Consider the following 26,740-nt stretch of genomic DNA (forward strand, 5'->3'; position numbering starts at 1 on the left):
CGGATCTCTCAGAGGACTTCGGGTGCGCTGACGCCGAGCAGGGACAGGCCGCCCGCGAGCACCGTCCCGGCGGCTTCGGCAAGGGCGAGCCGGGAGCGGTGGACGGCCGAGGGTTTCTCGTCACCGACGGGGAGCGGCGAAGCACTGTCGTGGAAGTCGAAGAAGGCCTGCGCGAGGGCTTCCAGCTGCCGGGCGACCCGGTCGGGCTCACGGTGCCGGGCGGCGGCGGCGAGCACCCCGGGGTGGTCGGCGAGAAGCGCGCCGAGCACGGGCGCGTCCACGCTCTCCTCGTACGCCGCTGCGAAGCCGAGCTGCCGGGCGCCCCGGCCCAGCGCACAGATCCGGGCGTGCGCGTACCGCACCCGGAACAGCGGATTGCTCTCCTGCTGCACGAGGAGCTCCTCGCTCCCGGTGCCCCGGGGCCGGTCGTGCGGGGCGGCCCGCAGCAGCGACCAGCGCGCGGCGTCGCTCCCGAGCCGCTCGAAGAGATCGCGGTGGGCGGCCGGCACCGGCATCACATGCAGCGCCTCCCCGCCCGCCGCCCGCTCCCCGACCTCGGCACCCTGGGCCCGGAGCAGCCGCTCGACGGTCCCGGTGACGACCCGGGCGCGGAGCTCCTCGACGGGGACGAACGAGACCGCCGTGCCGGCGAGGGCGTCCCCGTGTCCGTACGCCGTGCCGTGCGCGGCGACGGTCCGCACCAGCGCGTCGAGGCCGCGCGCACCGGCTCGCAGCGTGAAGTTCAGAAATCCCGGCCCGGTGACCTCGACGTCCCCGATGCCCGGCGCCTCGAGCACCCGCTCCCGGAGGATCTCGGCCACGTCCCTGGCCGGCAGCGCGGCGGGCCCGGCCAGCTGGAGGGCGACGGCGCAGGCGTACTCCCCGCGCCCGCCGGGCCGGGTCCGCTCCACCCGCACGCGCGTGGGCACGGGCGCGCGCAGGGCGTCCTCGTCGACCGCGCGGCGCACGGCGTGCAGCACGGTCATGGAGAGATCGGCGGGGGTCACAGGACAAGCGTATGGGAGAAAGGGGGGCACCCCGCGACCCGGTTTCGCCACGCGGTCACCCCGCGGCGCGCTCCGCGGTCCCGGCGCCCCGTCTGCCGTCGAGCGACGGCGGCTCCTCCCGCTCCATCAACTGCCGTACGAGCCGCACCAACTCGGTCGGCTCGAAGGGCTTCGCGAGAAAGGCGTCGACCCCTGCGGCGACCCCGCTGTCCACCTCGTACGGTGTACAGGCGCTGATGATCGCCACGGGCAGATGTCTGGTCCGCGGATCGGAACGCAGTCTGGCGGCGGTCTGCACACCGTCCAGTCCGGGCATGACGACATCGAGCGTGATCACATCGGGACGGACCCGATGCACCAGATCCAGACACTCGACACCATCGGCCGCGGTCACGACCTCGAAGCCCTCAAGCTCGAGATTGACCCTGATCAAATGCCGGATGACCTTGTTGTCGTCGACAACAAGCACGCGGCCACACGCCCCTGACACACTTCGAGGGTAGGGCGGACGTAGGGGCTGCGTCCGGGTTTTGCCTATTTCCGTCCCCGGACGAGTGGCACGAGGGGTGGCCGGATACATCCGGAACGCATCGCACGCCCCCCTCCGCCTGGCCCGCGTCACCCCTCCGACGACCCGGAAATACCTGTTCACGGGCACCCCGCGGAAGCTGGTAGTGTTTCACCCGTCGCCGAGCCACACAGCGATACGCCCTCGTAGCTCAGGGGATAGAGCATCGGCCTCCGGAGCCGTGTGCGCAGGTTCGAATCCTGCCGAGGGCACTTCGGAAGAAGTGCAAAAAAGACCTTCTGGCCAGCGAAAACGCTGAGCAGGGGGTCTTTTTCATGTCTCGCGAAGCCGGGGTACTCCGCCGTGGCGGAGTACCCCGGCTTCGCGAGACGCGCGTACGCCTCTACCGCACAGCACTCGGGCCGGGCTTGATCTCAGAGCTATCAGTGAGCGCTTTCGACGTTGGGTGCTCCGTCGAGGAAGCTGTCCAGGAGCCTGTCGTGCAGCCTGTTGAGGATCTCGCTCTCCGCATACGCGGCTCTGGCACGCAGGTGGAGCTTGCCAGTGAGCCGTGCGAACCGCTCACGCACGGAAGACGGGGGCCATTGGACCGCCGTGGCCGCGAACGCGTTCCGGCTCAGTTCACGCCCGCCCGGCCCTTGGGCGGCGGCGGTCAGTTCCCCGCTCCGGGCTCGGACTTCGTGCAGCAGCCAGTAGCTGTCGGCCAGTGTCTCCGGCTGCAGGGCAAGAATGCCCCGCCCAGGCACAACCGGAACCTCGTTCAGGACGGCGTGCACGCCGTCCTCTCTGGTCGCCAGCAGCAGGGACTGCGGAGCGCACATGGAGTCCGCGTCAGGAGAGGCGAGCCAGGTATCTGTCCGGGAGACGTACGGCAGGCCCCTGCGCAGGACGTCCGCGGGCGCGATGAAGGGAACAGCGGACTCCTGGGACGATTCGTCCGCATGGGGGGCGTCCTCGCGAGGGCGCGACGCATGACCTGAACGCAGGTGAGCCAGGGTACCGAAGGACCGTTCGGGCCAGGCTCCCTTGTCCTGTGCCTCGGCAGCGAACAGCGCGTCGCTCAACGACATGGCACATTCCGCGATGCGCGTGTTGACTGCCGCTTTCCTTTCCATGACTTCCGCCGTGCGGAGAAATGCCGCCCTGGCTTCCGGGGGCGGCAGCGGCACGGGAAGGCCGCGCAGGACTTTCAGATTCAGAGTGCGTTGCAGGGTGGAGCCGGTCACGCGACTCTCGCACCAGTCACGTACGTACGGCGATCCGAGCCACAACCTGAGCCAGGCCGCCTCATCAGGTTCTGTCATCCGCACCACCGCGACAGTGCGGGCAGCATTCCAGCCGTGATACGCGTCGGTGACCACGGCTGCTTCGCCGACCCTGCCTACGAGCACGATGAGCACATCGCCGACCCGCAACTCACTACGGATGTTCGCCTGGTGCGTGCGAGGGCTGATTCTTCTCGGCTCGTCGCTGTGGAGATGGCCGTCCTGGATGTCCGCTGCTCGGATCATCCCCACCCCGTCGTCCACGTGAGCCCCGGGACGGGTGATGCCGTAGCCGATCGTCTGCACCGATGGCAGCTGATCCAGGGTCGCCACTCCCCAGCCCTGTGGAAGCCGGTTCAGCCGCTCCTCCATGCGGTCCGGGATCACCACTGCCTCAACAGATCGTGCAGCTCGGCTTCAAGCCGATGGGACGCCTCGAAGAGTGAGTACAGCTCACGGGTCAAGTCGCCCACCTGCTCTCCCTTGTCAGCGTGTGCGGACTCGGCTACGGGCACGCCGACGTGGCGGGAAGGCAGGACGTCGTATTTCTGGGCGGCGGTCTCCGCAGTGGCCACCGATCTGCACCAGCCGGGCACGTCCTGATAGGCCGCCTGGCCCGGTGCTCCGCGCCAGGCGGCAAAGGTATCGGTGATGCGGTTCCTGGCCTCGTCCGGCAGAGTTCGGCGGCCACGCCCGACCTTGGCCGCGGTATCACGCGCGTCGATCAACAGCACCTGACCTGTTCGGTCAGCAGAGCCCCAGCCCGAACTGCTTCTTTTGCTTCTGGTGAAGAGCCACAGCGTCACGGGGTTACGCACGTGCGGGAGCAGACCCGCGGGAAGCTCGACCACGCAACTCAGCACATCGTCCTCGACGAGTCCCGCGCGGATCTGGAGTTCCGCCGGCCTTGAGGTGGAGGCAGCAGCGGTAGGCAGAAGAAGCACTCCGCGCCCGGACTCCGTGGGGGCCATCTTGCTCACTACATGCTGGGCCCAGGCGAAGTTCCCGTTTCCCTCCGGCGGGATCCCGTAACGCCAGCCACGGTGGAATCCTCGACCGCCCTGGGACCAGCCGGCCTGGTTGAAGGGCGGGTTGGCGACGATCACGTCGAAGGTCTGATTCTCGAACCGGTCGTCGGTCAGGCTGGACGCAGGCCCTTGCAGGGATCCGTCGACGCCGTGCACGGTGAGGTTGATGGCGGCGGTCTCCACGGCGGTCCTGTTGGAATCCTGCCCGTACACCGCCGGCTCGCCTGCCTGCCCGCCATGTGCTCGCACGTACTCGTGGGCCTTCAGAAGGAGACCGCCGGATCCGCACACGGGGTCGTAGACATGCTCACCCGGCCGAGGCTCCATCAGCCCAGGGAGAAGACCCGCGATGTCCGCCGGGGTGTAGTAGTCGCCCCCCTTCGCCTCTCGCTGTACGCCCTCCAGGCAGTCCTCGAACAGCGACGCCGGCTCCCGCGCCTCGGCCACGCAGCGAACCAGGGGCTCCAGCTCCCTGCCACGGACATCCCGAAGGTCCGGCGAGAGATCCCGGAGCCGGCCATGCCGCGACTCCCACTCCCCCAGGCCGTCCCGGACGTCCGATGCGACTTCGTACCCGTCACGCATCCACAGGTCCCTGCCCAGGACGGCACCCCAGGCGTGCCCGGCCCGTGATCGGCCCGCGTGCCCCTCGGCATCACGCTCGGCCTCGTGGCGCAGAAGGACCAACAGCATGACGAAGTGAAGGGCGTCCTGTGGTGCCAGTGCCCCGCGCACGGCGTCCAGCGCGCGCCCCAGCTGCGCCTTCGACGCTCTTTCCACCTTGGACTCCTGCCGTCCCTCGTACCATCCCGCCGGAAGCGTGCACCCCGGTTCGCCCCATCATGCCTGTCGGCGCTCAGTCGGATCCCAAGTAGGCCAACACGATGAAGGCCAGCGTGACCACGGCGACGAACACGGTCCCGCCGGCCACCAGAGCCTGATCCACGCTGCTGGTGCGTGCCAACCGCCAGAACGCGGCCATCAGCGCGCAGATCATCCCCATCGCCATGGCGAACGCCGCCATGACTTTTCGCTCGTTCATCTGCTCTCCCGTTGATCCAAACATCACTGAGTGATCACAAAGCAGACGAGAAGGCACGCCTCCCAGTCAGCCACCACGCCACAGTACCTCACGCAGCAGTCCGTTTGGGAACAACAGCAGTCCGCTTGGTTCGCACCCTTCCTGAATAATGCCTCAGCCGTGTGTGCCGACGGTCGGAGCAATGCCGGACCCGCGCCGACGAAACCCGCCCGCAGGGATTTCTCCAGTGGGCATACCGCTCACTCCGCACGCTGCGGACCGTTCGCCACGCACCCCGGCCCCGGAGGCTCCGGCCCGGCCGAACAGTCACCGCCGCGACGTCCGCCTCTCCGGGTCTCGGCAGGAACGCCTGCCCCCCTCCGACAACCCGTTGCAGCTGTGGGCCGCGGTGTCGGAGGCCGTAATTCTTCAGCGGGGTCGGCGGCCCGCACGTCATGAACGCGCAGTTGGAACACCTGTTGGCCGGTCCTGAGCATCCCCATGCGGTTATCCAGGTACTGCCGTTCCCGCGTGGCGTCCATGCGAGTGAACAGTGCACACCGCAGCACGCCCCCTGTCATCGCCTTCGGCCACGGCGCCTGGCACGCGATTGCCAATGAGCTGGTCTGACCTCGGGCCGTCACGCGCGGGGGGTCCCGGACACTCCGGAAGTACTCGTAGCAGCACCTGCTCGTACGAAACGCCGGTGATGCCCAGGTGATCACGTCGCAACCTCGTTGCTAGGGTGATGCGTTGACATCGGACAGGGCCGGGGGACTCATGACGTTCGACGACGAGTGGGCCCAACTCAAGGCGGATGCACAGGATCGGCGTTCCGCGCAGATGAGGCTCAACACGGCTGGGCCCCAGGCTGACGGCGCAGCGTCCGGGGGCAATGCCGACCTGGTGGTTCGCCAGGACGATCTCGGTAGGGTCGGCAATGAAGCCTTTCGGATCCACGGCGAGCTGCGGAAGCGGGCCGACCTCGCAGGTGCCGGGGCCGACAAGGACGGCGCGGGGACGACTGCCCGGGCCGCAGCAGAGTTGCAGGGCCGGAACTTCAGCGCGGGCGGTGAGTTGTACACCACCCTGGAGGTCTGGAGTTCGCAGGTGAAGACAGTCCTGCAGATGTGCGCGCACATCTCCAACCACCTGGACTTCTCGAAGAAGTTGCACGCCAACGACGAGGTGGAGATCGCCGCGTCTCTCTCACGAAGAGACGGCTCCCCCGTACCGGTGTCGGAGCTACTGAAGTATGTGAAGTGAGCGGGGGCGGAGGAAACATGGGGGCGTTCTCGTACACGGATCTCATCGAAGTGGACCTGGGCAAGCTGGGTGCGGCGGCCGATGACTGGGCGGCGACGGCGGTCGGGCTGGAGAAGCTGAGGACCGAGGTCTACAGCGGTCTCCTGCAGCTGTCCGACGGGGCCGACTGGGCCGGCCTGAACGCCGCTGTCACCAAGGACTTCGTCCGCAAGACGGCCAAGGAGGTCGCGGATCTCCACCTGGAGGCTCAGAGCATCGTGGCTGTCCTCCAGGATGCCCATGGTGAACTGACGCACGTCCAGAAGCGGGCCAGGGAACTCTCCGCGGAAGCCCGCAAGGGTGACCCCACCCGGCAGGCAGGCCCGGACCCAGGGCTGCTGGTGGCGGACGGCCCCAGCGGCACCGTGAAGGTCACGGAGGCCTTCTGTGGCGTGGACGGGACTTCCCAGCGGACCAAGGACCTGATGCAGTGGTATGCCGACACGCTCACGGGGCTTGTGTCCCACGCAGCAGAGATCGATGCGGCCATCACCCGCGCCCTGAAGAGAAGCCATGGCGGCGACCCGCACAACGCGGGGCACGCGACGTACACCTCGCTGGACGAGGACCAGCTGCCCCGTGCCACGAAGCTGGCCTCGCTCGGTGACGACGCGAACACGGCGCAGCGGGCCGAGCTGCGGCGGCTCTGGTCGTCGCTGAGCCCACAGGCCCGTGCGGAGTTGTGGACCGGGCACAAGGACGACCTTCTCGCGGCTGGACTGCTCGCTCCGTCCATCAGACAAGCCGCGCCCGACCGGGGTTCCGGGCCCCACGGCGTCGAGGAACCGGGAGCGGAGGAGCGCAGGACTCGGGAGAAGATGAATCTGATCGCCGAGGCGGCCGACTGGTCCGGCGACAACGACGCTGCTCGGCACATGGCGCACTACCTGGGGAACAGCGGGACGGACATGGAGCTGCCCATCGACAAGATGATGTCGGACGTACCCGGCTTCCGTACGCACATCGAGGACGGCATCAGGGAACACCAGGACGTATGGCGCGATCAGGCACTCGCGGAGTTCAAGAGGAACGGCGGACAGCCGGTCTCGATACCGGTGGAAACCGGTAACCGGGACTTCAGCTTCACCAAGGACGTCGACGAGAACTGGTTCTACGCGGTCGGTTCCACCAGGTCGAATGTGACCGGAGTGGTCACCGTCGTGCCGGATGCCAGCGGTCAGCCCAAGGTCGGTCTCGACTATCAGGCCAACGCGTGGGACCGCTACAACTGGGACCAGGACAAAGGGGTGACCATCGGCCTTCCCGGGGGCAGCGACATGAGCATTCCGGACGGTCAGATGGCCCGCCTCCACACCACGGGCATCGCCCAGGAATTCGACATGGCGGGCAGCAGTTCCGTCAAGCACTACGATCTGGGCGCATCCGCCCCGAACCACGATCCTCTGCCGCAGCCGGACGAGCCGGGGCGTGAGGGCGACCGCACGGATCCAAGCCGCGAGCAGCAGGAAGGGCGGTAGAGGGCCACCGATGGAAAGCTCCAGCAAGATCACTGCCGGCGAGCAGCCCGTGCGCCGCCGTCGTGTGCCGGTCGCAGTCGTCGTTCTGGTGCTCCTCGCCTGCGTCGCCACCACGATCGGCGTGGTCTCCTGCGTCGCCGACGACGTGTCGTCGGACCTGTCGGACCAGGAGATGACCTGCTGCTGGGAGGACGGAGCCACGCCTGCCTGGATGAGCGGCCAGATGGGCATCCGCATTCCGGAGACGGCATCGGACCGTCGTGCGGGTTACAAAGTCGGGCAGCGCTACGACATCGGCCTGCTGTCCTTCGTCCTCCCCGGCGACGAAGCGGAGACGTACACCGGCCGGCTCATCCGGAACGACACCAAGATGATCGGGAACTTCCATCCCGAGGAGAAGGACTACCGTCCTGCGGCTGCCTTCGGCCACCTCGGGCTGCCCGAGCCGGAGACGTTCGTCGAAGGGCTGCGGAGGATCAGCCTGTGTCCCGATGAACTCACGACCCCGGAAGGCAAGTATCTCCAGCGCTGCGTCGACCTCTTCACCCACGAGTTCGAGCCCGGCACCACGCGGATCTACGTCCGGTCGACCATCGAACCGTCCGTGACACCCCCTCCGGCGAGCAAGGCTCCGTAGCCTGCGGGGGCATGTGATGGTGGAGGGGACGCCGCCTCCTGCATCTCGTCGCTTCTCCCACCCACCCCGCCGCACGGCCCCCGCAGCCGGATACGACCGGAGCCGGGCCCGCCGGCGTGAAGATCATCGTGACCGGTGAGTCGTAGGCCGGTGTTCCGAGGACCAGTGTCGCCGGGCGGTCCCCCGCGGCCTACGCGCCCGCTTCCTCCGGTCCCGTGTCGTCCGGGCCGGAGGAGCCGATCTGTTCGGCACGCAGCGCCAGGTCCTGGAGCACATCGGCGGAGGACACGTCCGTCTGCCCGGAGTCGTGCACCTGGGCCAGCATCGCGAAGGCCAGGGTGAACGCGCCGACGAGCTGCTCCACCGCGCCGCCGACCTCCCGGCCGACCAGTGTCGCGACCTCTTCGATCGAGGCGTCCTCGGGGACGGAGATCCGGGGCATCGTCTCGTTGAGGAGAACGGTCACCACGCTCGGATCGGTCTCCAGGTCCTCGCGGTCGACATTCTCTTCGAGCAGCCGACGGATCTCGCCCGCCTCCGTCAGGATGCCCACCACCCGCTTCACCACTTCACTCTGCTCCATCCGGCGAGCATAGGCGCGGAGCGGTGCGGGTGGTGATCAATCGGCATACATACCGCTGTTGTCGATGCCGCTATGGATCGAGGTGCGCCTACAGCAATTCCCTTACGATCGGCCGCATGGTGACGTTCTTGGGATCGTTCGGCAGCAGCCGTCGAGCCGCCGCAGCTCAGCAGCGGTCTGCTCTTCGGACTGCGGCTGCCCAGCAGGCACACCGAGGCGTGCGCGTAGCACTCATTCACTCGGTCTATCAGCGGGCCTCCTCGGGTGACAAGGCATGGATCATCTGGCAGGAGACAGGCGCCCGTCAGGACACCTGATTCAACGGTGGTACGCCGTGCGGTGCGGGTACGTTCGTGCTCCTGGGCGGGTCTGTCGGCGACGGCCCGCACAACGACAACCCCCGCGTCCTGTACGTCGATCCAGCCGACGTACTGGGTACAGCAAGTGCGAAGTCTCCCAAGGCCTGGCGTAAGCAGAACCGTCAGGGTGGCTGATACGACCGCGGCGAGCAGCAAGTCTCAGCGTTTGGGGCGTAGCCAGCCTTGCCTCTGCTCCGGGATCACCTTTTCCGCATCTGTGTACCAGAGCTTGTTGTCACCGTCGAACCTGGCATTCACCAGTCGCTTGGCTTCGTCCTTTTCCTGGTAGGAAACGTTCAGGTAAAGCCGCCCCCAGACAATCGCACCCACCGCGACGCCCTCGGACGCGTCCGGGTTCCTCTTTTTCGTACCGCCCGGCCCCTGGTTCGGGCGTGTGCCACTCGTACCCCGGTACACAGGGTTCTCTCTGCGTGCCTGGTCCATGACGCGTCGCGCCTGCGCACACGATTCCGGATCCTCCAGCCTCATCATGAGGTCGGTGGGTCCCAGGTTTCCCAGCAGGTTCAGCGAGCCGTGCCAAAGAACGGTGTCGTCCACGATGAACACCTTCTCGTGCATGCGCTCGCGGTACTCGACCGTGCAGCCCGCCGACTTGAGCTGATCCACCAGCGCGCTGTGCCGTGCCACCACGGACTCCTCCCGTTGCTCCTCGGGAGAACGGGTGTGGATCACGACACTGACACCGGCAGCCGTCTTCTCCGCCAGGAGTGGCAGCCATTTCTTCACTCGGGGCACCGACAGCAGGAACGTGTAGATGTCGATGCTCTTCCTGGCGCGTTCGATGTCCCAGCGCACCGCACGATCGACCTGATCAGCGGGGAAGAAGGCAGGCCGGGTCAGTTCCTCGTCCGGCAGTGCCGCGAGCTCTGCCGCACTTCTGACGGGGATGAGCTGGTCGACCGAGATGGACTGGGCGCTCGTCTCCAGGTGGTCGAGCATCGTCCGTGCCTCGCTGCGCGGCGGCAGCTTCTTGCGGAGGAACGCCACGTCCGCAATGACCACGAGGTGATCCTGGGCCCGGCTCAGGGCGACGTTCAGCAAACGGCACGTCTCGGAGTCCAGGCCGGTTCCCAGGTAGAAACGGCCTGGATAGTCACCGGCTCCGGCCACGGTATCGAGGATCACGACTGGTCGTTGGCTGCCCTGGAACCGGTGCACGGTGTCCACCAGGCCTTCGTAGTCGGCGCCGAGCCGCTCGACCAGGGTGCGTTTGAGGCCATTGACCTGGTCCCGGTACGGCGCGATCACCGCCAGGCGGTCGGTCGCGCGCTCGCCCGGCAGAACGTTCTCCCACTTCCTCGGCGGCAGCACTTCGTCGTACTGGAGCCCACGCACGAGTTCGTGCACCGCAGCCTGATGGACGGGGTTCGTCCTGTGGTTGGGGCCGGGAACGCAGTGCCCCGACGTGTCGATCAGGATGACGGGGGCGTTGACGAGCGGACTGAAGGGGATACGGCTCTCGTTGTCCCGGCCGGTGCGCAAGGGCGCGTCCGGGTAGGCCACGGCGTTGACGAGATCGCAGATCGGTTCACGCATGCGGTACTGGGTGCTGAGAGCCACGAGCCTCGGGTCCTGACGCACGGTCCCAGCAGCTGTGACCAGGCCGGCCGCGCGAAAGGCGTCCGTGGCCGACCACCGGCGCGCGTGCGTCTTGTCCTCGTCACTCGCGCCCCGGTCGTCGGCAGCCTTGTTCACGGCCGGCAGCTGCCGGAAGTCGCCTGCCACCACGACACGTTTGCCGGCCAGACCGGCCACGTACCAGGCCATCGGCAAATTGATCATGCCTGCCTCGTCGATCACCACGACATCGATGCGCTCAAGCAGGGGGCGGGACTGGACGGCTTTCGAGACGTTGGCTCCGAGCACCCGGCAGTTCGCTTTCACGGAGTCGGAGATACGCCGCAGTTCCTTCTCCGCTTCGTCGACCTGTTGCTGCAGGGCGTCAGCCTCTTCGGTCAGGGTCTGCAGCGGCGCCCCCTCCGCGGCTGGCCGAGGCGACGATTGCCGCCCGCCTCGCCGACCTCAGCGGCGCGACGGAAGCACTTCGCGAACCCAGCAGGTTCACTTTCGGAGTCCTGCAGCAACGTGGCTGAAATCGCAGGTCATCGACCGCTTCTTCGGCTCGACTCTTCAGGGCCGGGTTCCAGACCGCTGCTGGGCCAAGCAACCTGATAGTGGCCACGGCGGCGTGATGCTCGTCCACGCTCGAGCCCAGTCATGCGCCTCGAGTTTGCCGCCCGACGGTCCGTCACAATTGCAGTAGCAACAGGCCACGACATATGTGGGCGGTGGGCACCACTGGCGCTCGTCCTGCAGGAAGCACGTCCGGATTGACACCGTTCGGGGGCGTCGTGGATGGTGATCCGGCCGGGTTCGATTCGAGGCCCGGATTGCTCAAACGTTGGGGGGCCGACGTGAGTTGGGACGATCAGAGATTTGACGGCGGGGCCGGTTCCGCTTCACCGCCGCCCGGTTCCGCTTCACCGCCGCCCGGATTCGCCTCACCTCCTCCCCCGCCTCCGGCGCAGCCGCCCGTGGTCGGGCCGCCGCCGCCCGGGGGCGGGCTGCGGTCCCTGGCCGTGGCGCTGCTCAACCTGAGCGGGTTCGGGCTCGGCTATGCGCTGATGCGGTGCTGGGTCCGGGTGGCGTTGTGCTGGGTCGCGACCGGTGCGCTGTTGTGGGCCGTGCTGCCGGCCGATCCCGACGGGGCCGCCGGTGGGGTGGTCGTCGCGTATCTCGTCGCACTGGTCCTGGCGGCCGTGGACGGGGCGCGGCTCGCGCTGCGTCGGGCGGTCGGCGGGTCGTGGCGGCCGGTGGTGGCGGCGGGGGCCGGTCTGGTGCTGCTGGCGGTGCCTGCCGGGGGTGTGCTGGCCTACGGCTCCGCGCAGGACGAGGCCGTGGAGCAGCTGCTGCTCGACCGGCTGGACCGGGGCGACCGGAGTGTCGAGGCCGCTTCCGGCAAGTCCTTCGCCGCCGCGCGGGGCGACTACCGGGCGGCGCTCGACATCTACCGGGGGCTCGGCGAGAAGCATGCCGGGTCGCGGGCCGGGAAGCTCGTGCCGCAGCGGCTCGACGCGTACTACAAGGCGGTCTCGGCGCCGTACCGGCAGAAGAAGCACTGCGAGGCCATCGAGCCGCTGACCTACCTGCGGACCGTGCCCCGGTCGATCGACCCGAAGCTGCTGGGCGATCTCGCCGGCTACACCGACAGGCCGCTCGCCACCTCGCTGTACGAGTGCGGGGTGTCGAAGCTGGGCGCCGTGCCGACCAGTGTCAGGGAGAGCGGCGAACTGGGCGAACTGCTGCGCACGTTCCCCGAATCGGCGCAGGCCAAGCAGGTGGCGCCCGCCGTCTCCAGGAAGATCTCGGAGCAGAACCGGGCTGTGCACGGGAGCGACCCCTGCTCCGCCAGGGACACGCTGCGCCGGCTCCGTACGACCGCCCTCTCGATGCCGGACAAGTCCGTCTCGGCGCTGGCGCCGAAGGCCGACGGCGGCATCCGGAACGGCGAATACGCCTGCGGGGTCGCCCAGTTCGAGGCCAAGCGGTTCAACGAGGCAAAGCTGACGCTGACGGAGTTCGCCGCCTCGTACAAGAAGGACAAGCGCGGGGCGCGGGCCCGGGACATCGCCATCGCCGCCGAGATCGCCGACACCCGGGCGGCGGCCGGCAAGCACCTGCCGCCCTCGGGTCGGCCCGGCGGGGCCCGGATGCAGCTGGTCATCAGCAACGACGCCCCGGACGGGGTCGAGATCCTGTACACCGGCCCGGTCACCGGGAAGACCGGCATCAAGGGGTGCGGCAGCTGCGAGACGCACTCCGGACTGACCGCCTCCCTGTCGGCCTGCAAGGCCAAGGGGAAGAGCTATCCGCAGGTCACGCTCTGGCTGCCCGCGGGTGAGTACCACTTCCTGTACAAGCACCGGGGCGACTCGTCCCGCACGGTTGTCAGCAGTTACGCGGACGGGTCGAAGATCCAGCCCGGGTATCGGTACACCGGCTGTACGTATGTGACCAGTTCGCCCTCGTTCGGCGTCGGCCCGGCGGACTCGGCCTCGAACACCTGAGGGTTCGACAAGGGCACAATTCCGCAGATTCCCAGCGAACTTCCCTGGATGGTGGCGCACTTGGTCGATTCTTGGTCAGTACATGCCCCTTAGATGAGGCGTTCCTCGCCAGAGTGGCGCATTACATGTGCACACCATCCGGCACATGTAATCCACACGCGTAGACCCACATCGCAGGGGGTTATATGAGAACCAGCCGCGCGAGAAGTCGCGCCGCGCTGAGCATGGCAGCGACACTGCCACTGCTGGCCGGTGCGCTCGCCCTCGGGATACCGAACGCCAGCGCGGACTCCGCGTCGAGCGGGCGGGACGCGCTGCAGGGCACCAAGCCCGCCTGGGCGACCGCCGGGGCGGACCGGGGGGCCACGTCCGACAGCGGCAGGGTCAGCGTCCGGGTCCATCTGGCCGGACGGGACGCGAAGGGGCTGGCCGCCTACGCCGCCGCCGTGTCCGACCCGCAGTCCGCGTCGTACGGGAAGTACCTGAGCGCCGAGCAGGCGCAGGCCCGGTTCGGGGCGACCCAGCAGCAGATCGACCAGGTCGGCACGTGGCTGAAGTCGAACGGACTGACCGTCACCGGCGCCAACCGGCACTACGTCTCGGCCACCGGTGACGTCGCCGCCGCCGAGAAGACGTTCGGCACCCAGCTGCGCAACTACCGCAAGGGCAGCCGGACCTACCGCGCCCCGGCCTCCACCGCCTCCGTGCCCGCCGCGCTGAGCGACGCCGTCCTCGCCGTCTCCGGCCTGGACAACGCGCCGCACAAGTCGAGCCACGACGAGGCGCTGCCGCCGCCGGACGCGGTGTTCCGCAACTCCGGCCCCTTCTCCTCGTACTACGGCTCGAAGACCGCGTCGACGCTGCCGAGCGCCTACGGGGCGAAGGCGACGTACGCCGTCAAGGGGTACACCGGCAAGCAGCTGCGCGCCGCCTACGGTGCGGGACGCTGGACCGGGAAGGGCGTCACCGTCGCGATCACCGACGCGTACGCCTCGCCGACCATCGCGAAGGACGCCGCCGAGTACGCCAAGCGCAACGGCGACGCGCCCTACCGCCGCGGGCAGTTCAGCCAGGTGCTGCCGGACGACTACACGAAGACCGAGGAGTGCGGGGCCTCCGGCTGGTACGGCGAGGAGACCCTCGACGTGGAGGCCGTGCACGCGGTCGCGCCCGCCGCCGACATCGTGTACGTGGGCGGCGCCTCCTGCTACGACGCCGATCTGCTGGACTCGCTGAACAAGGTCGTCGACCACCGGCTCGCCGACATCGTCTCCAACTCCTGGGGCGACGTCGAGGCCAATGAGACGCCGGACGTCGCGGCCGCGTACGACCAGGTCTTCAAGATGGGCGCGATCGAGGGCATCGGCTTCTACTTCTCCTCCGGCGACGACGGCGACAACGTCGCGTCGACGGGCACGAAGCAGATCGACGTACCGTCCAACTCCGCCTGGGTGACCTCCGTCGGCGGCACCGCGCTGGCGGTCGGCAAGCACGACAAGTACCAGTGGGAGACCGGCTGGGGCACGCTCAAGTCGAGCCTCTCCGAGGACGGGAAGAGCTGGGACGGCTTCCCGGGCGCGTACACCTCGGGCGCGGGCGGCGGCACCAGCTCGTCCGTGAAGCAGCCGTTCTACCAGCGCGGTGTCGTGCCCGACTCGCTCGCGCGGGCGAACGGGAAGCAGCGGATGCGCACGGCCCCGGACATCGCGGCCGTCGCCGACCCGAACACCGGCTTCCTGGTCGGCCAGACCCAGACGCTGCCCGACGGCTCGCTCGGCTACGACGAGTACCGCATCGGCGGTACGTCCCTGGCCGCGCCGGTCATCGCCGGTGTCCAGGCGCTCGCCCAGCAGGCCAGGCACGGTCTGCCGATCGGCTTCGCCAACCCGTCGATCTACGCCCGGTACGGCTCGAAGGCGTACCACGACGTCACCGACCACCCGCTGGGCCCGAACCGTGATCTCGCGGTGGTCCGGGTCGACTACGCCAACGGCGTGGACGGGGCGGACGGCCTGCTGACGTCGCTGCGCGGCCTCGGCAAGGACGCCTCGCTGAAGGCGGTCAAGGGGTACGACGACGTGACGGGTGTCGGGACTCCGGCGGCCGGTTATGTGGACTCGTACCGCTTCCCGTTCCGCAGGCACTGAGCCACCGGTCCGGTGTCGACGGCCGTCCCGGGGCCTGGCCTCCGGGGCGGCCGTCGGCCGTGTGCGCGCCCGCCGAGGAGGTGTCCCGCCTCAGAGCCTGTCGGGTGACCTCTGATCGGGCGGCCACGCCCTGGCACGCACGCTTCCGGCGTTGCCGAAATGCCCTAGTAGCTCCTTCCCCGAACTCTCAACTTCGTTCGAGCAGGGGAGGCCCCATCCGAGGCCATCCCGGCGCCTTGGAATCGCACGCACCATGCCGCGTCCGCTCTCCGATCGAAGGTCACCCGACAGGCTCTCAGGCCGAGGCGCGCTTGCGGGGGGCCGCCTTCTTCGTCGCCTGCTTCGGGTCCGACTTCGCGGTGGTCTTCTTCGCCGACGTCGTGGCGCCCGCCTCGGCGGCCGACTTCTTCGTCGAACGTGCGGCGGTCTTCTTGGCGGGTGCCCTGCTCGGCGCGGACTTCTTCGCGGCCGTCTTCCTGCCGGCCGCCGCGGCCTTCTTCTTCGCCCCCGTTCCGCCGGACTTCTTGCGGCCGGCGAGGGAGGTGACCTTGGCCCCGGGGCTGTCCGCCGGCTCCTCCCCGGTACCCGCCTCCTCGCCCCGGGCCTCCTTCGCCGCCCGGACGCTGCTCTCCAGGGCCGCGATCAGGTCGATGACCTTGCCACCGGAGTCGTCCGCCTCCGCCGGCTCCAGGGTCCGGCCCTCCGCCTTCGCGGCGATGAGTTCCTCGACCGCTTCGCGGTAGTCGTCGTGGAGCGAGTCCATGTCGACCTCGCCGAGGGTGTCCATCAGCGCGTCGGCCAGGTCGAGTTCGGTGTCGCGGACCGTGACCTGGGTCTCCGGGGCGACGCCCTCGGGGCTGCGGATCTCGTCCGGCCAGAGCAGACCGTGCATGGCGATCACATCGTCGACCACCCGCAGCATGCCGAGCCGTTCGCGACCGCGCAGCGCGTACTTCGCCACGGCGACCTTCCGGCTCCGCTTCAGCGCCTCACGCAGCAGGGTGTACGGCTTGGCCGCCGGGACCCCGTTGGCGGAGAGGTAGTACGCCGCGTCCATCTGGAGCGGGTCGATCGAGGCGGCCGGCACGAAGGCCACGATCTCGATCGTCCTGGCCGTGGGCAGGGGGAGCGCGCCGAGGTCCTCGTCGGTGATCGGGATCATCGAGCCGTCGGCCTCCTCGTACGCCTTTCCGATCTCGGCGGCGGTGACCTCCTGCTCGTCGATCTCGCAGACCTTCCGGTAGCGGATCCGGCCGCCGTCGGCGAGATGGATCTGGCGGAAGGAGATCGAGTGGTTCTCGGTGGCGTTGACCAGCTTGATGGGGATGCTGACCAGCCCGAAGGAGATGGCGCCGTTCCATATGGACCTCACCGTTCACCCCTTGTGTCCGTACAGATACCTGTAGGTCCGTGAATCGTGTGATTCTTATCGTATGACGCCGATCACGGAGGTGGAGGGGCGGCGGCTGGCGCTCAGCAATCTCGACAAGGTGCTGTATCCGGCCACCGGAACCACCAAGGGCGAGGTGCTGCACTACTACGCGGCCACTGCCGCGGGGCCCCTGCTGACCCATCTGGACAACCGGCCCGTGTCCTTTCTGCGCTATCCGGACGGGCCGGACGGGCAGCGTTTCTTCACCAAGAATCCGCCACCGGGTACGCCGTCCTGGGTACGGACCACCCCCGTGCCGCACCACGAGGACAAGAAGGCCAGACAGGTGGTCGTGCGGGATCTGGCCTCGCTGATGTGGGCGGCCAATCTGGTGGTGGAGTTCCACACCCCGCAGTGGCGGGCCGACGCGCCCGGGATCGCCGACCGGATGGTGTTCGACCTGGACCCGGGCGCGCCCGCGACCGTCGTGGAGTGCTGTGCGGTGGCGCTGTGGCTGCGCGAGCGGCTGGCGGCGGACGGGCTCCGCGCGTACGGGAAGACGTCCGGGTCGAAGGGGCTGCATCTGCTCGTGCCGCTGGAGCCGACCCCCGCCGATCGGGTGTCGGCCTACGCGAAGGGGCTGGCCGTCCAGGCGGGACGGGAACTCCCGGACCTGGTCGTGCACCGGATGAAGCGGGCACTGCGGCCGGGGAAGGTGTTCGTCGACTTCAGCCAGAACGCGGCGGCGAAGACCACCGCCACCCCCTACACGCTCCGCGCCCGGCCCGAGCCGACCGTCTCCGCGCCGGTCACCTGGGAGGAGATCGAGGAGTGCCGGACCCCCGGGGCGCTGGTCTTCCTGGCCGACGGGATGGGCGCGCGACTGGAGCGGTACGGGGATCTGCTCGGGCCACTGGCCGATCCGGACGAGGCCGGACGCCTGCCGGACGCGCGGTAGGCCGGCTACAGGGCTGCCCGGGATCCTTTCTGTCGCTCTGTCACCGGAGATGACCGTTTCGCATCGGTCCACCGATAGCGTATGACAAGGTCCTTTGTCATGCTCGCCAGGAAAAGACCGCATGTGGAGGGCGGATCGTCCGACCTGTGGTGCACACTCCTCGCAGACACTGCTTCGTTGAAATACGTGGGGAGGCGATGGGGTGTTCGCAGGGATCGATGAGGTCGACTGGGCCTCGATGGAGCACGCCTACGGGTCGGCCGGTGATGTGCCTGCGATGCTGCGGGGTCTCGCGTCCGCCGATACGGCGGAGCGCGAGGCGGCGCTGGACGGGATGTACGGGGCGGTTCACCACCAGGGTGACGTGTACGCCTGCACACTGGCCAGCATTCCCTTTCTCTTCGAGCTGGTCGTGGATCCGGGGATCCAGGACCGGGGCAGCATCGTCGAACTGCTCACCAGCATCGGTGGTATCGATCTGGGTGAGGACGACGAGGACGAGATCGACGAGGACGAGATCGAGGGCGCGGCCAATTACGCGATGGCGGCGACCGCCGTCACCGCGGGCGCCGGGGTGTTCTTCGAGCTGATGGCCGACGAGGACCCGGGGGTACGGCTCTGCGCGCCCCTGGCGCTCGCCGCGCTCCACAGCCATCCGGAGCGGGTTCTCGCGCTGCTGCGGGAACGCCTGCCGATCGAGCCGGACGAGGAGGTGCGGCTCGCCCTGGTCGAGGCCGCGGGGCGGGTCGCCCTGCGCCACCGGATGCTGGCCGGGCAGGCGGCCGCGTGGCTGAGCCGGCTGGCCGGCGAAGGCTTCCCGCCGGGGCTGCGGCTGGCCGCCCTGGCCCAGCTGGCGCGGTGCGCACCGGACGCGCTGCCCGGCGATGTGGTGCGGGTGGTGACGGGGCTGCTGCGGCAGCTGCGTTCGGTGCCCGCGCGCAGGTCGGGGCCGGCCCCCGCGGTCGACGCCCAGGCCGGTGCGGCGGGTACGGCCGAGGCGGTCGCGGCCGTCGACGCGTACCCGGACGCGGCCGGGGAGCCGCCCGCCGAGGAGCGGGTCGCGCCGGTGACCCTGGTGGGCCAGTTGCGGGCACTCTCCGAGGAGGAGGCCCCGGTGCCCACCGCCCCCTGGACGGCGGATCTGCTGCGCACCCTGCACGTCGGGCTCGACGACCGGGTCGCCGAGCGGACGGCACTGCTGACGGATCAGCTGCGCAGCCCGGACCGCCGGCAGCGGATCGACGCGCTCCGGATGAGCAGCGGGCTGATCCGGGCCTGGCGGGGCTCGTACGAGGAGCTCGTCCGGCTGGTCGGTGAGCAGCTCGCCACCCCTGATCCACGGCTGGCCGAGGCGGCCTCGCACGTGCTGGAGGAGCTCTTCGGGCTCGCCGCACCCGCCGCCGACGCGCTGGCGGCGCGGGTGGCGGCGGATCCCGGGGCCTGGGTGCAGGACTGGCCGAGCGGGCCGCCGGCGCTGGGCAGTGCCGTGAAGGCGCTGGCCCGGCTGGGCGACGCCCGTGCCGTGCCCGCGCTGGCCGCCGCGCTGGAGCGGCCCGAGGTGCCGCACGACGTGGGGTTCGCCATCGGCTATCTGGGGGCGGCGGCGGCCCCGCTGGCCGAGGTGCTGCGCCGCAGGCTGGGCGAGGTCCCGCTCGACGAGCGGGCGCACGACCGGGCGGGCCCGCTGCTCACCGGCCTGGCCGTGCTGCGGGCCGACGAGGCGCTGCCGGAGGTGCTGCGGGTGCTGCGCGGCGCACCGGAGCACCGGGGCGAGTGGCTGCGTACCGCGGCGTTGCGGGCGCTCGGTTCGTTCGGGCCCGCGGCGCGCGGCGCCGTGCCGGAGCTGCGGGCGCTGCTGCGGAGTCCCGGGGCCACCTCGGTGACCGAGGTGGCGAAGGCCCTGTGGGCGGTCGAGGGGGATGCCGGCGCGGTGCTGCCGGTGCTGATCGAGGGTCTGGGGGCGGAGCGCGTCCATGAGGTCCGGTCCGCGGTGAACGCGCTGGGCGGGCTCGGGGCGCGGGCCGCGGTGGTCGCGCCCCGGCTGCGGGCGCTGCTGGGACACGAGGAGCAGTGGCTGCGGGTGGACGCGGCGGTCGCGCTGTGGGACGTGTCCGGGCGGGCCGACGAGTCCGTGCCGGTGCTCCTGGCGGACTGGGAGAAGAATCATCACGTGCGCATCCGGGTGGCGGAAGGCCTGGCGCGGATGGGTGCCGCTGGTGCAGGGTCGGATGCGGCACGCGTGCTGCGCGCCGAACTCACCTCCGTACGCCGTCACAACGCGATGGACGGCGTGTTCGGCAGCCACGACGCGTACGAGGACGAAAAGCTGCTGGCGCTCTGCCGACAGGCGCTTCTGCGGAATACGGGGAAAGGACCCGCAACATGATCATTTTCGGTACGCGAGGCTATCTGTACCAACTGGCCATACTGACGCTGGTCTGCGGCTGGTGCGGCAATCCGGCCGCGCACACGCTGCGCAAGAGGGTCACCAAGTTCACGCTGTTCTTCGTGCCGCTCTTCCCGTTCTCGACGAAGTTCGCGACCCAGTGCACGTTCTGCGGCGGGGAGCAGCAGATCCCGAAGGAGCAGGCCGAACAGCTGCTGGCCCAGCACGCGGCCTCGCAGCAGGGCAACCCGTACGGACAGCCGCAGGGGCAGGCGGGGTACGCGCCGAACGCGCAGGGACAGAACCCCTACCAGAGCTGATCGGTGCCCTTGTCGACATCGAAACGAAAACTCTTATACACACAAAATAGGCATAACGGACTTCCTTCCGAATAGGGTCGTGGGACCTGGACCTCCGGAAGGGAGGGAGTCATGCGTCCGCGTCGCCGGGTGCGGTGCCGCGCGGCGGCGGCCCTCGGGGCCGTCGTCGGCGTGGCGCTGCTGACCGGCTGCGGGAACGGCGGCGGGCTGCGGAGCGCCGGACCGGCCCCGACCGCTGTCGGGCCCGCCCGGCTCTGGCCCGAGCTGCCGCCCTCCTCCGCCGCGCCGTACGACTACGGCGAGGGCGAGATCGCGCGCATCCCGGGGATCGAGGTACCGGACGGCGATGTGCACCGGCTCGATCCGGTGGCGGTGGTGCGGGCCGGTCTGGCGGCCCGGCCCAACCGGTCCAGCGGCACGGCCGATCTCCCCGCCGACACCGTGAAGAAGATCAACGCCTGCCGGACCGAACCGGCTTCCTGTCCCGTGCTCCGGCCGTACTACCGCGATCTGACGGGCGACGGCAGGGACGATCTGGTACTCGGCATCCGGCTGGCCGACCACCAGCTCTCCGTGCGGGTCTACATGCCGGAGGCGGGCGGACTGACCCGGATCCTGTCCACCTCGGACGCCGTGATCAGCGTCGAGCTGGCCGGCCGGGACCTGATCGTGCGGGTGCCGTCGGCGATCACGGGATACGAGTACCGCACCGCCTGGTCCTGGGATGCCCGGCAGCGCGCGATGCTGCCCACCCAGGACGAGATCCAGCGGATTCCGCCGTCCCGGGCGCCGCGCCCGAAGCTGACGAGCGCCCGGCCGACCGCCGCGCCCACCGGCCCCACCGCGACACCGTCCGCCGGGGTCTCCGCGGAGCGCCGATGAGCCCGCCCGGCGCGGGCAGGCGCGGAACGGGGCGGCGCAGGCCGCGGATGCCTTCCTGGGCCGCGACGCTCACCTGGAAGTCGGCCGTCTTCATCACCGCGATGTGCTGTGCGCTCGCCGCGCTGCTGGGCGTGCTGGTCCACACCAAGGTGACCCGCCAGACCGTCGGCCAGGCCCGCGAGAAGGCCCTGTCCCGGCTGGCGGACGTCACCACCGCGTACGAGACGGGCGAGGCGCTGCCGCCGGGTTCCGGGATCGATCCCCCGGGGCTGCCCGCCGCCCTGCGCGCCCTGGCCGCGAGCGGTGAACGCGGCACGGTCGTCGGCGAGCACGACGGGCGCCCGGCCATGTGGGCGGCGGCTCCGGCCGACGGCCGCGCACTGGCCACACAGGTGGACTACAGCCAGAGCGCCCGCACCATCGACAGCCTCGACGGGGCGATCGTCGGCTCCTCCCTGCTGGCCATCGGCGCCACCCTGCTGGTCGGCGCCTTCGCGGTCACCCGGGTCACCCGGCGGCTGCACCAGACGGCCCGGGTGGCCCGCCGGATCAGCGCCGGTGACCTCGACGCCCGCGTACGCGACCCGCGTACGGCGGACCCCTCGCGCCCGCAGGACGAGGTCGCGATCGTCGCCGGCGCGCTGGACACGATGGCGTCCACGCTCCAGCGCAAACTCCAGACGGAGCAGCGTTTCACCGCCGATGTGGCGCACGAGCTCCGCACCCCGCTGACCGGCCTCTCGGCCGCCGCCGAACTGCTGCCCCCGGGGCGGCCGTCCGAGCTGGTGCGGGACCGGGTCCGGACCATGCGGGCGCTGACGGAGGATCTGCTGGAGATCTCCCGGCTCGACGCCCGCACGGAAGCGGTCGACCTCGATGTGTACGAACTGGTGCCGCTCGTCGAGCGGGTGGTGCGCGCGTCCGGGACCGGCACCACGATCCGGGTCGGGGAACCGGAGAGAGCCGCCCACGTACGCGTCGAGACCGACCTGCGGCGCCTGGAACGGGTGCTGGGCAATCTGATCACCAATGCGCACAGGCACGGCCGGCCCCCGGTGGTGCTGACGGTCGACGGCCCGGTGGTGACCGTACGCGACCACGGCCCGGGGTTCCCGGACTATCTGCTGGACGACGGCCCGCAGCGCTTCCGTACCGAGGGCAGCGGCAAGGGGCACGGTCTCGGGCTCACCATCGCCGCCGGGCAGGCCGCGGTGATCGGCGCCGACCTGGTGTTCCGCAACGCCCCGGACGGCGGGGCGGTGGCCCGGGTCACGCTGCCCGAGTACCCGGCACCGGACGGCGGGGCGCCGGAAACCCGGAGCGCCCCGAAGTCCGGTCCGCATCACGGGGAGTGAGGGGCCGTCGGACGCCGGGTGGACGTTCGGCACCATGCCGTCGGACATACCTGCTACGACATAAGGGAAATACACACCAGCTCTTGCTACGTTGCCTGGCATGACCGCAACGACGGCGGACGCACCCCCGCCCGATCTACGTCTGCCCAAGCGGCGCGGAGTCGAGCTACTGCTCCTCATCGGGGCCGTCCTCATCTCCGTCTACGGCTACGCCGCTGTCGGCCTGGCCAAGAACGGCACGGTCCCGCCCGATGTGGCCGCTTACGGCGCGGGCCTGGGGCTGCTGGCCCTCCTCGCGCATCTCGCGGTCCGCTTCCGCGCCCCGTACGCCGATCCGCTGCTGCTGCCCATCGCCGTACTGCTCAACGGGCTCGGCCTGGTGCTGATCTACCGGCTCGACCTGGAGACCCCGAAGGACCAGGCGGCTCCCGCCCAGCTGGTCTGGTCCACGCTCGGTGTGGCGCTGTTCATCGCGGTGGTCGTCCTCCTGCGTGACCACCGGGTGCTCCAGCGGTACGCGTATCTCTCGGTCGCCACCGCACTGGTCCTGATGATCGTGCCGATCTTCTTCCCTGCGGTGAACGGCGCCAAGATCTGGATCCGGGTCGGCGGATTCTCCTTCCAGCCGGGCGAGTTCGCCAAGATCCTGCTCGCCGTGTTCTTCGCCGCGTATCTCGCCGCGAACCGCCACGCGCTCGCCTACACCGGCCGCCGGATCTGGAAGCTCCAGCTGCCCACCGGCCGGGTGCTCGGTCCGATCGTGGCGATCTGGCTGCTCAGCGTCGGCGTGCTGGTCCTGGAACGCGATCTGGGCACCTCGCTGCTCTTCTTCGGCCTCTTCGTGATCATGCTGTACGTGGCCACCGGCCGGACCGGATGGATCGCGGTGGGCCTGCTGCTCGCCGCGGTCGGCGCGTTCGTCGTCGGCTCCTTCGAACCGCATGTGCACAGCCGGGTCCAGGACTGGCTCGACCCGTTCGCCTCCATCGCCGCCGGTCAGGGCCCCAGCCAGCTGGCCCAGTCGCTGTTCGCGTTCGCCGCGGGCGGGATGCTCGGCGCGGGGCTCGGCCTCGGCCACTCCATCCTCATCGGTTTCGCCGCCAAGTCGGACTTCATCCTGGCGACGGCGGGCGAGGAGCTCGGGCTGGCCGGGCTGACCGCGATCTTCCTGCTGTACGCGCTGCTGGTGGCCCGCGGCTACCGGGCCGGCCTCGCCCTGCGCGACCCCTTCGGGCGGTTGCTCTCGATCGGTCTCGCCTCGATCCTGGCGCTCCAGGTGTTCGTGATCGCGGGCGGGGTGATGGGGCTGATCCCGCTGACCGGCATGGCGATGCCGTTCCTCGCCCAGGGCGGTTCGTCCGTCGTCACCAACTGGATCATCGTGGCGCTGCTGATCCGGGTCAGCGACCAGGCCCGCAGACCGCAGCCCGGCCAGGTGGAGACCGGGATCATCGCGCCGATCACGGAGGCCGAGCAGTGATCCGCTACATCCGCCGGGCCGCGGCGCTCTGTCTGGTGCTGCTCGTGGCGCTGCTGCTGAACGCCGCCCGCATCCAGGTCTTCGAGGCCGACAGCCTGGACAAGAATCCCGCCAACCGCCGTCTGACGATCGCCCGTTACGACCAGCCGCGCGGCAACATCCTGGTCGGCGGCAGGTCCGTGACCGGTTCGAAGGACACCGGCGAGCAGCTCGCGTACGAGCGCACGTACCGCGAAGGCCCGCTGTACGCGCCGGTGACGGGCTACGCCTCGCAGACGTACGGCACGACCCTGATCGAGAACGCCGAGGACGGCATTCTCTCCGGCACCGACTCCATGCTCGCCCCGCTCCCGCTGTGGAACGAGATCACCCGTGGCCGGCAGCCCGGCGGCAACGTCGTCACGACCGTCAAGGACTCGATGCAGCGCGCCGCCTACGAAGGGCTCGGCGGGCGGCGGGGTGCGGTCGCCGCCGTCGAACCGTCCACCGGGAAGATCCTGGCGCTGGTCTCGACCCCCTCGTACGATCCCGGGCAGCTCTCGGGCACCGGTTCGTCCGTCACCGACGCGTGGGCGCGGCTGAACGCGTCGAAGAGCCAGCCGATGCTCAACCGGGCGATCCGGCAGACCTATCCGCCGGGCTCCACCTTCAAGATCGTGACGGCGGCGGCGGCGCTCGACGCGGAGGTCGTCACCGATCCCGACGCGGACACCGGCACCCCGTCCCCGTACGTGCTGCCGGGTACGTCGACCACGCTGCCCAATGAGGCGCGGGGCTGCGAGCAGGCCTCGCTCGCCGAGGCGATCCGGGTCTCCTGCAACACCGTGATGGCGGACCTGGGGGTGCGGGTCGGGCTCGACGGCATGGTGGACGCGGTGCGGAAGTTCGGCTTCAACGACACCGGGCTGAAGATCCCCTCGGGGGTCGCGAAGAGCAACTTCGACACCGAGATGACCAAGGACCAGCTGGCGCTGTCGTCGATCGGGCAGTTCGACACGACGGCGACACCGCTCCAGATGGCGATGGTGGCGTCCGCCGTGGCCAACGGGGGCGACCTCAAGTACCCGTATCTGGTGGACCGTACGACCACGCACAGCGGCTCGACCGTCCACCAGAACGGCTCGCACACCTACCACCGGGCGATGAGCTCTCGGACGGCTACGCAGCTGCGGGAGATGATGGTCGACGTCGTGGAGAACGGCACCGGCTCCAACGCCGCGATCGACGGGGTGACGGTCGGCGGCAAGACCGGCACCGCGCAGCACGGCATCGACAACTCGGGCCGGCCGTACGCCTGGTTCATCTCCTGGGCCCAGTCGCCCCGCTCGGGACAGCCGGCCGTCGCGGTCGCCGTGGTCGTCGAGGACGCCGCGGCGAACCGGGCGGACATCAGCGGCGGCGGCAGCGCGGCCCCGATCGCCCGTTCCGTCATGGCGGCTGCCCTGCAAGACTGACCGGGTGGCTGACGCGGGCGGGGTGGGCCGGGCGCTGGAACGCATCGGGCGGGAGGACCCCCGCCTGTGCGCGTTCGTCGAGGTGTGGCACGGGCGGGCGCTCGCCGAAGTCGGCCGGGCCGGTGGGCTCCCGCTGGCCGGGATGCCGTTCGCGGTCAAGGGGCGTACCGGCATCCGTTCGTACGCGGCCCGGCGGCTGATCGCGGCCGGTGGGGTCGCGGTCGGCTCGACATCGGTGCCCGGCCCCGGCATGTCCTGGCAGACCTGGGGGCTGGGCGCCCACGGCCGTACGGTCAACCCATGGCGCCCCGACCGCACCCCGGGCGGCTCCTCCGCGGGCTCGGCGGTCGCCGTCGCGGCGGACCTCGTGGGGCTGGCGACCGGCAGCGACGGGGCGGGGTCGGTACGGATCCCGGCCGCGTGGTGCGGGGTGTTCGGCCTGAAGACGACGAACGGCCTGCTGCCCTCCCCCGACCGCACCGGGCTGGCGTCCGCCGGGGTGCTGACCCGGTCGGCCGCCGGGGCCGGACCGTACCTGCGCTCCGTCCTGGACGCCTACGAGCCGGTGCCGGCCGTCCTTCCCGTACCGGCCGTCTTCAGCCCCGATCTGGGGTACGCCGAGGTGGACCCGGAGGTCGCGGCGGTCGTCCGGCGGGCGGTGGGGCGGCTGGTGGCGGCCGGGGTGGTGCGGCTCGTGGACCGCGCGTGCGGGCTGCTCGACCCGCGCGAGGCGTGGCAGGCGGTCCGGGCCGGGTCGCCGTCGCCGCGCGCCGCGGAGATCCGGCGCGCGAACGACGCCGTGCTCGATGCCCTGTTCACCCGTACCCCGCTGCTGCTCACGCCGACCACCCCCAACCGCCCGCACGGCCACGACGGTCCGGGCGGGCTGTTCTCGACCGCGCTGACCTGGGCGTTCAACCTGAGTGGGCACCCCGCCGCCAGTGTGCCCGCCGGATTCACGGCGGACGGCTGCCCGGTCGGGCTCCAGCTGGTCGCGGAGCGCGGGGCCGATGTCTCGCTGCTCGCGACGGCCTGTGCGGTGGAGGAGGCGCTGCCCGCTGTGCGGCCATGACCCCGACGGTGCCG

22 protein-coding genes and 1 tRNA gene are annotated in these 26,740 nt (G+C 70.1%); 15 read left to right on the top strand and 8 right to left on the bottom strand.

The window, feature by feature from the left end:
- Positions 1-8: 8 nt before the first annotated feature.
- Positions 9-1,007, bottom strand: coding sequence for an ArgS-related anticodon-binding protein NrtL (gene nrtL / locus OG520_RS12775; RefSeq protein ID WP_406013253.1), 999 nt, complete (start codon positions 1,005-1,007; stop codon positions 9-11).
- A 55-nt stretch (positions 1,008-1,062) separates the two neighbouring features.
- Positions 1,063-1,476, bottom strand: coding sequence for a response regulator (locus tag OG520_RS12780; RefSeq protein ID WP_399335285.1), 414 nt, complete (start codon positions 1,474-1,476; stop codon positions 1,063-1,065).
- A 239-nt stretch (positions 1,477-1,715) separates the two neighbouring features.
- Here OG520_RS12780 and OG520_RS12785 point away from each other — a divergent pair.
- Positions 1,716-1,787: transfer RNA gene (locus tag OG520_RS12785), tRNA-Arg, on the top strand.
- A gap of 171 nt (positions 1,788-1,958) precedes the next feature.
- Here OG520_RS12785 and OG520_RS12790 read toward each other — a convergent pair.
- From OG520_RS12790 to OG520_RS12800, 3 genes are all read right to left on the bottom strand, one after another.
- Positions 1,959-3,191 carry a hypothetical protein gene (locus OG520_RS12790; protein ID WP_406013254.1) on the bottom strand — a complete coding sequence of 411 codons (1,233 nt, stop codon included), beginning with the start codon at positions 3,189-3,191 and terminating at the stop codon, positions 1,959-1,961.
- Positions 3,185-4,276, bottom strand: coding sequence for an N-6 DNA methylase (locus OG520_RS12795; protein WP_406013255.1), 1,092 nt, complete (start codon positions 4,274-4,276; stop codon positions 3,185-3,187). The genes OG520_RS12790 and OG520_RS12795 overlap by 7 nt, the downstream gene beginning before the upstream one ends.
- A 409-nt stretch (positions 4,277-4,685) precedes the next feature.
- On the bottom strand, positions 4,686-4,871 hold the full coding sequence (locus OG520_RS12800; protein WP_266426447.1) for a hypothetical protein: 186 nt from the start codon (positions 4,869-4,871) through the stop codon (positions 4,686-4,688).
- 434 nt (positions 4,872-5,305) lie between these two features.
- On the opposite strand from OG520_RS12800, the gene OG520_RS12805 reads away from it, so the two are divergent.
- The 4 genes from OG520_RS12805 (at position 5,306) to OG520_RS12820 (ending at position 8,270) form a co-directional block, all read left to right on the top strand.
- Positions 5,306-5,470, top strand: a complete 165-nt coding sequence (locus OG520_RS12805; protein WP_401876304.1) for a hypothetical protein — start codon at positions 5,306-5,308, stop codon at positions 5,468-5,470.
- 160 nt (positions 5,471-5,630) lie between these two features.
- Positions 5,631-6,116: a hypothetical protein gene (locus OG520_RS12810; protein ID WP_406016473.1), complete on the top strand. Its 486-nt coding sequence runs from the start codon at positions 5,631-5,633 to the stop codon at positions 6,114-6,116.
- A 17-nt stretch (positions 6,117-6,133) separates the two neighbouring features.
- A complete protein-coding gene (locus OG520_RS12815; protein WP_406013256.1) occupies positions 6,134-7,633 on the top strand; it encodes a hypothetical protein in 1,500 nt (499 codons plus the stop codon).
- Between the two features lie 10 nt (positions 7,634-7,643).
- Complete coding sequence (locus OG520_RS12820) at positions 7,644-8,270, top strand: hypothetical protein (RefSeq protein WP_406013257.1); 627 nt, start codon at positions 7,644-7,646, stop codon at positions 8,268-8,270.
- Between the two features lie 190 nt (positions 8,271-8,460).
- Here OG520_RS12820 and OG520_RS12825 read toward each other — a convergent pair whose 3' ends face one another.
- Positions 8,461-8,853 carry a hypothetical protein gene (locus OG520_RS12825; protein WP_266426437.1) on the bottom strand — a complete coding sequence of 131 codons (393 nt, stop codon included), beginning with the start codon at positions 8,851-8,853 and terminating at the stop codon, positions 8,461-8,463.
- A 518-nt stretch (positions 8,854-9,371) separates the two neighbouring features.
- Complete coding sequence (locus tag OG520_RS12830) at positions 9,372-11,201, bottom strand: AAA domain-containing protein (RefSeq protein WP_406016474.1); 1,830 nt, start codon at positions 11,199-11,201, stop codon at positions 9,372-9,374.
- A 566-nt stretch (positions 11,202-11,767) separates the two neighbouring features.
- Between OG520_RS12830 and OG520_RS12835 the strand changes: the two genes are divergently transcribed.
- Both OG520_RS12835 and OG520_RS12840 read left to right on the top strand, forming a co-directional pair.
- Positions 11,768-13,300: a hypothetical protein gene (locus tag OG520_RS12835; protein ID WP_406013258.1), complete on the top strand. Its 1,533-nt coding sequence runs from the start codon at positions 11,768-11,770 to the stop codon at positions 13,298-13,300.
- A gap of 185 nt (positions 13,301-13,485) precedes the next feature.
- Positions 13,486-15,447, top strand: coding sequence for a protease pro-enzyme activation domain-containing protein (locus OG520_RS12840; RefSeq protein ID WP_399328972.1), 1,962 nt, complete (start codon positions 13,486-13,488; stop codon positions 15,445-15,447).
- A 295-nt stretch (positions 15,448-15,742) separates the two neighbouring features.
- Here the strand turns inward: OG520_RS12840 and OG520_RS12845 are convergent, their stop codons facing one another.
- On the bottom strand, positions 15,743-16,819 hold the full coding sequence (locus OG520_RS12845) for a Ku protein (protein ID WP_406013259.1): 1,077 nt from the start codon (positions 16,817-16,819) through the stop codon (positions 15,743-15,745).
- Positions 16,820-16,880: 61 nt separating this feature from the next.
- On the opposite strand from OG520_RS12845, the gene ligD reads away from it, so the two are divergent.
- The 8 genes from ligD to OG520_RS12885 all read left to right on the top strand — a co-directional run bounded on the left by ligD (position 16,881) and on the right by OG520_RS12885 (position 26,726).
- A complete protein-coding gene (ligD, locus tag OG520_RS12850) occupies positions 16,881-17,777 on the top strand; it encodes a non-homologous end-joining DNA ligase (protein WP_406013260.1) in 897 nt (298 codons plus the stop codon).
- A gap of 202 nt (positions 17,778-17,979) precedes the next feature.
- Complete coding sequence (locus tag OG520_RS12855; protein WP_406013261.1) at positions 17,980-20,163, top strand: HEAT repeat domain-containing protein; 2,184 nt, start codon at positions 17,980-17,982, stop codon at positions 20,161-20,163.
- Complete coding sequence (locus OG520_RS12860; protein WP_399328968.1) at positions 20,160-20,483, top strand: zinc-ribbon domain-containing protein; 324 nt, start codon at positions 20,160-20,162, stop codon at positions 20,481-20,483. The genes OG520_RS12855 and OG520_RS12860 overlap by 4 nt, the downstream gene beginning before the upstream one ends.
- Before the next feature lie 111 nt (positions 20,484-20,594).
- Positions 20,595-21,365 carry a hypothetical protein gene (locus OG520_RS12865; protein WP_406013262.1) on the top strand — a complete coding sequence of 257 codons (771 nt, stop codon included), beginning with the start codon at positions 20,595-20,597 and terminating at the stop codon, positions 21,363-21,365.
- Positions 21,362-22,720, top strand: a complete 1,359-nt coding sequence (locus OG520_RS12870; RefSeq protein WP_399328966.1) for an ATP-binding protein — start codon at positions 21,362-21,364, stop codon at positions 22,718-22,720. The genes OG520_RS12865 and OG520_RS12870 overlap by 4 nt, the downstream gene beginning before the upstream one ends.
- A 100-nt stretch (positions 22,721-22,820) precedes the next feature.
- The gene (locus OG520_RS12875; protein ID WP_406013263.1) at positions 22,821-24,200 is read left to right on the top strand and encodes an FtsW/RodA/SpoVE family cell cycle protein; all 1,380 of its coding nucleotides are present in this window, start codon (positions 22,821-22,823) and stop codon (positions 24,198-24,200) included.
- On the top strand, positions 24,197-25,654 hold the full coding sequence (locus OG520_RS12880) for a penicillin-binding transpeptidase domain-containing protein (protein ID WP_406013264.1): 1,458 nt from the start codon (positions 24,197-24,199) through the stop codon (positions 25,652-25,654). The genes OG520_RS12875 and OG520_RS12880 overlap by 4 nt, the downstream gene beginning before the upstream one ends.
- 4 nt (positions 25,655-25,658) lie before the next feature.
- A complete protein-coding gene (locus OG520_RS12885) occupies positions 25,659-26,726 on the top strand; it encodes an amidase family protein (RefSeq protein WP_406013265.1) in 1,068 nt (355 codons plus the stop codon).
- Positions 26,727-26,740: the final 14 nt, after the last annotated feature.

The sequence above is a fragment of the Streptomyces sp. NBC_00984 genome (assembly GCF_045162475.1).
In the GTDB taxonomy this organism is placed as follows: Bacteria; Actinomycetota; Actinomycetes; order Streptomycetales; family Streptomycetaceae; genus Streptomyces.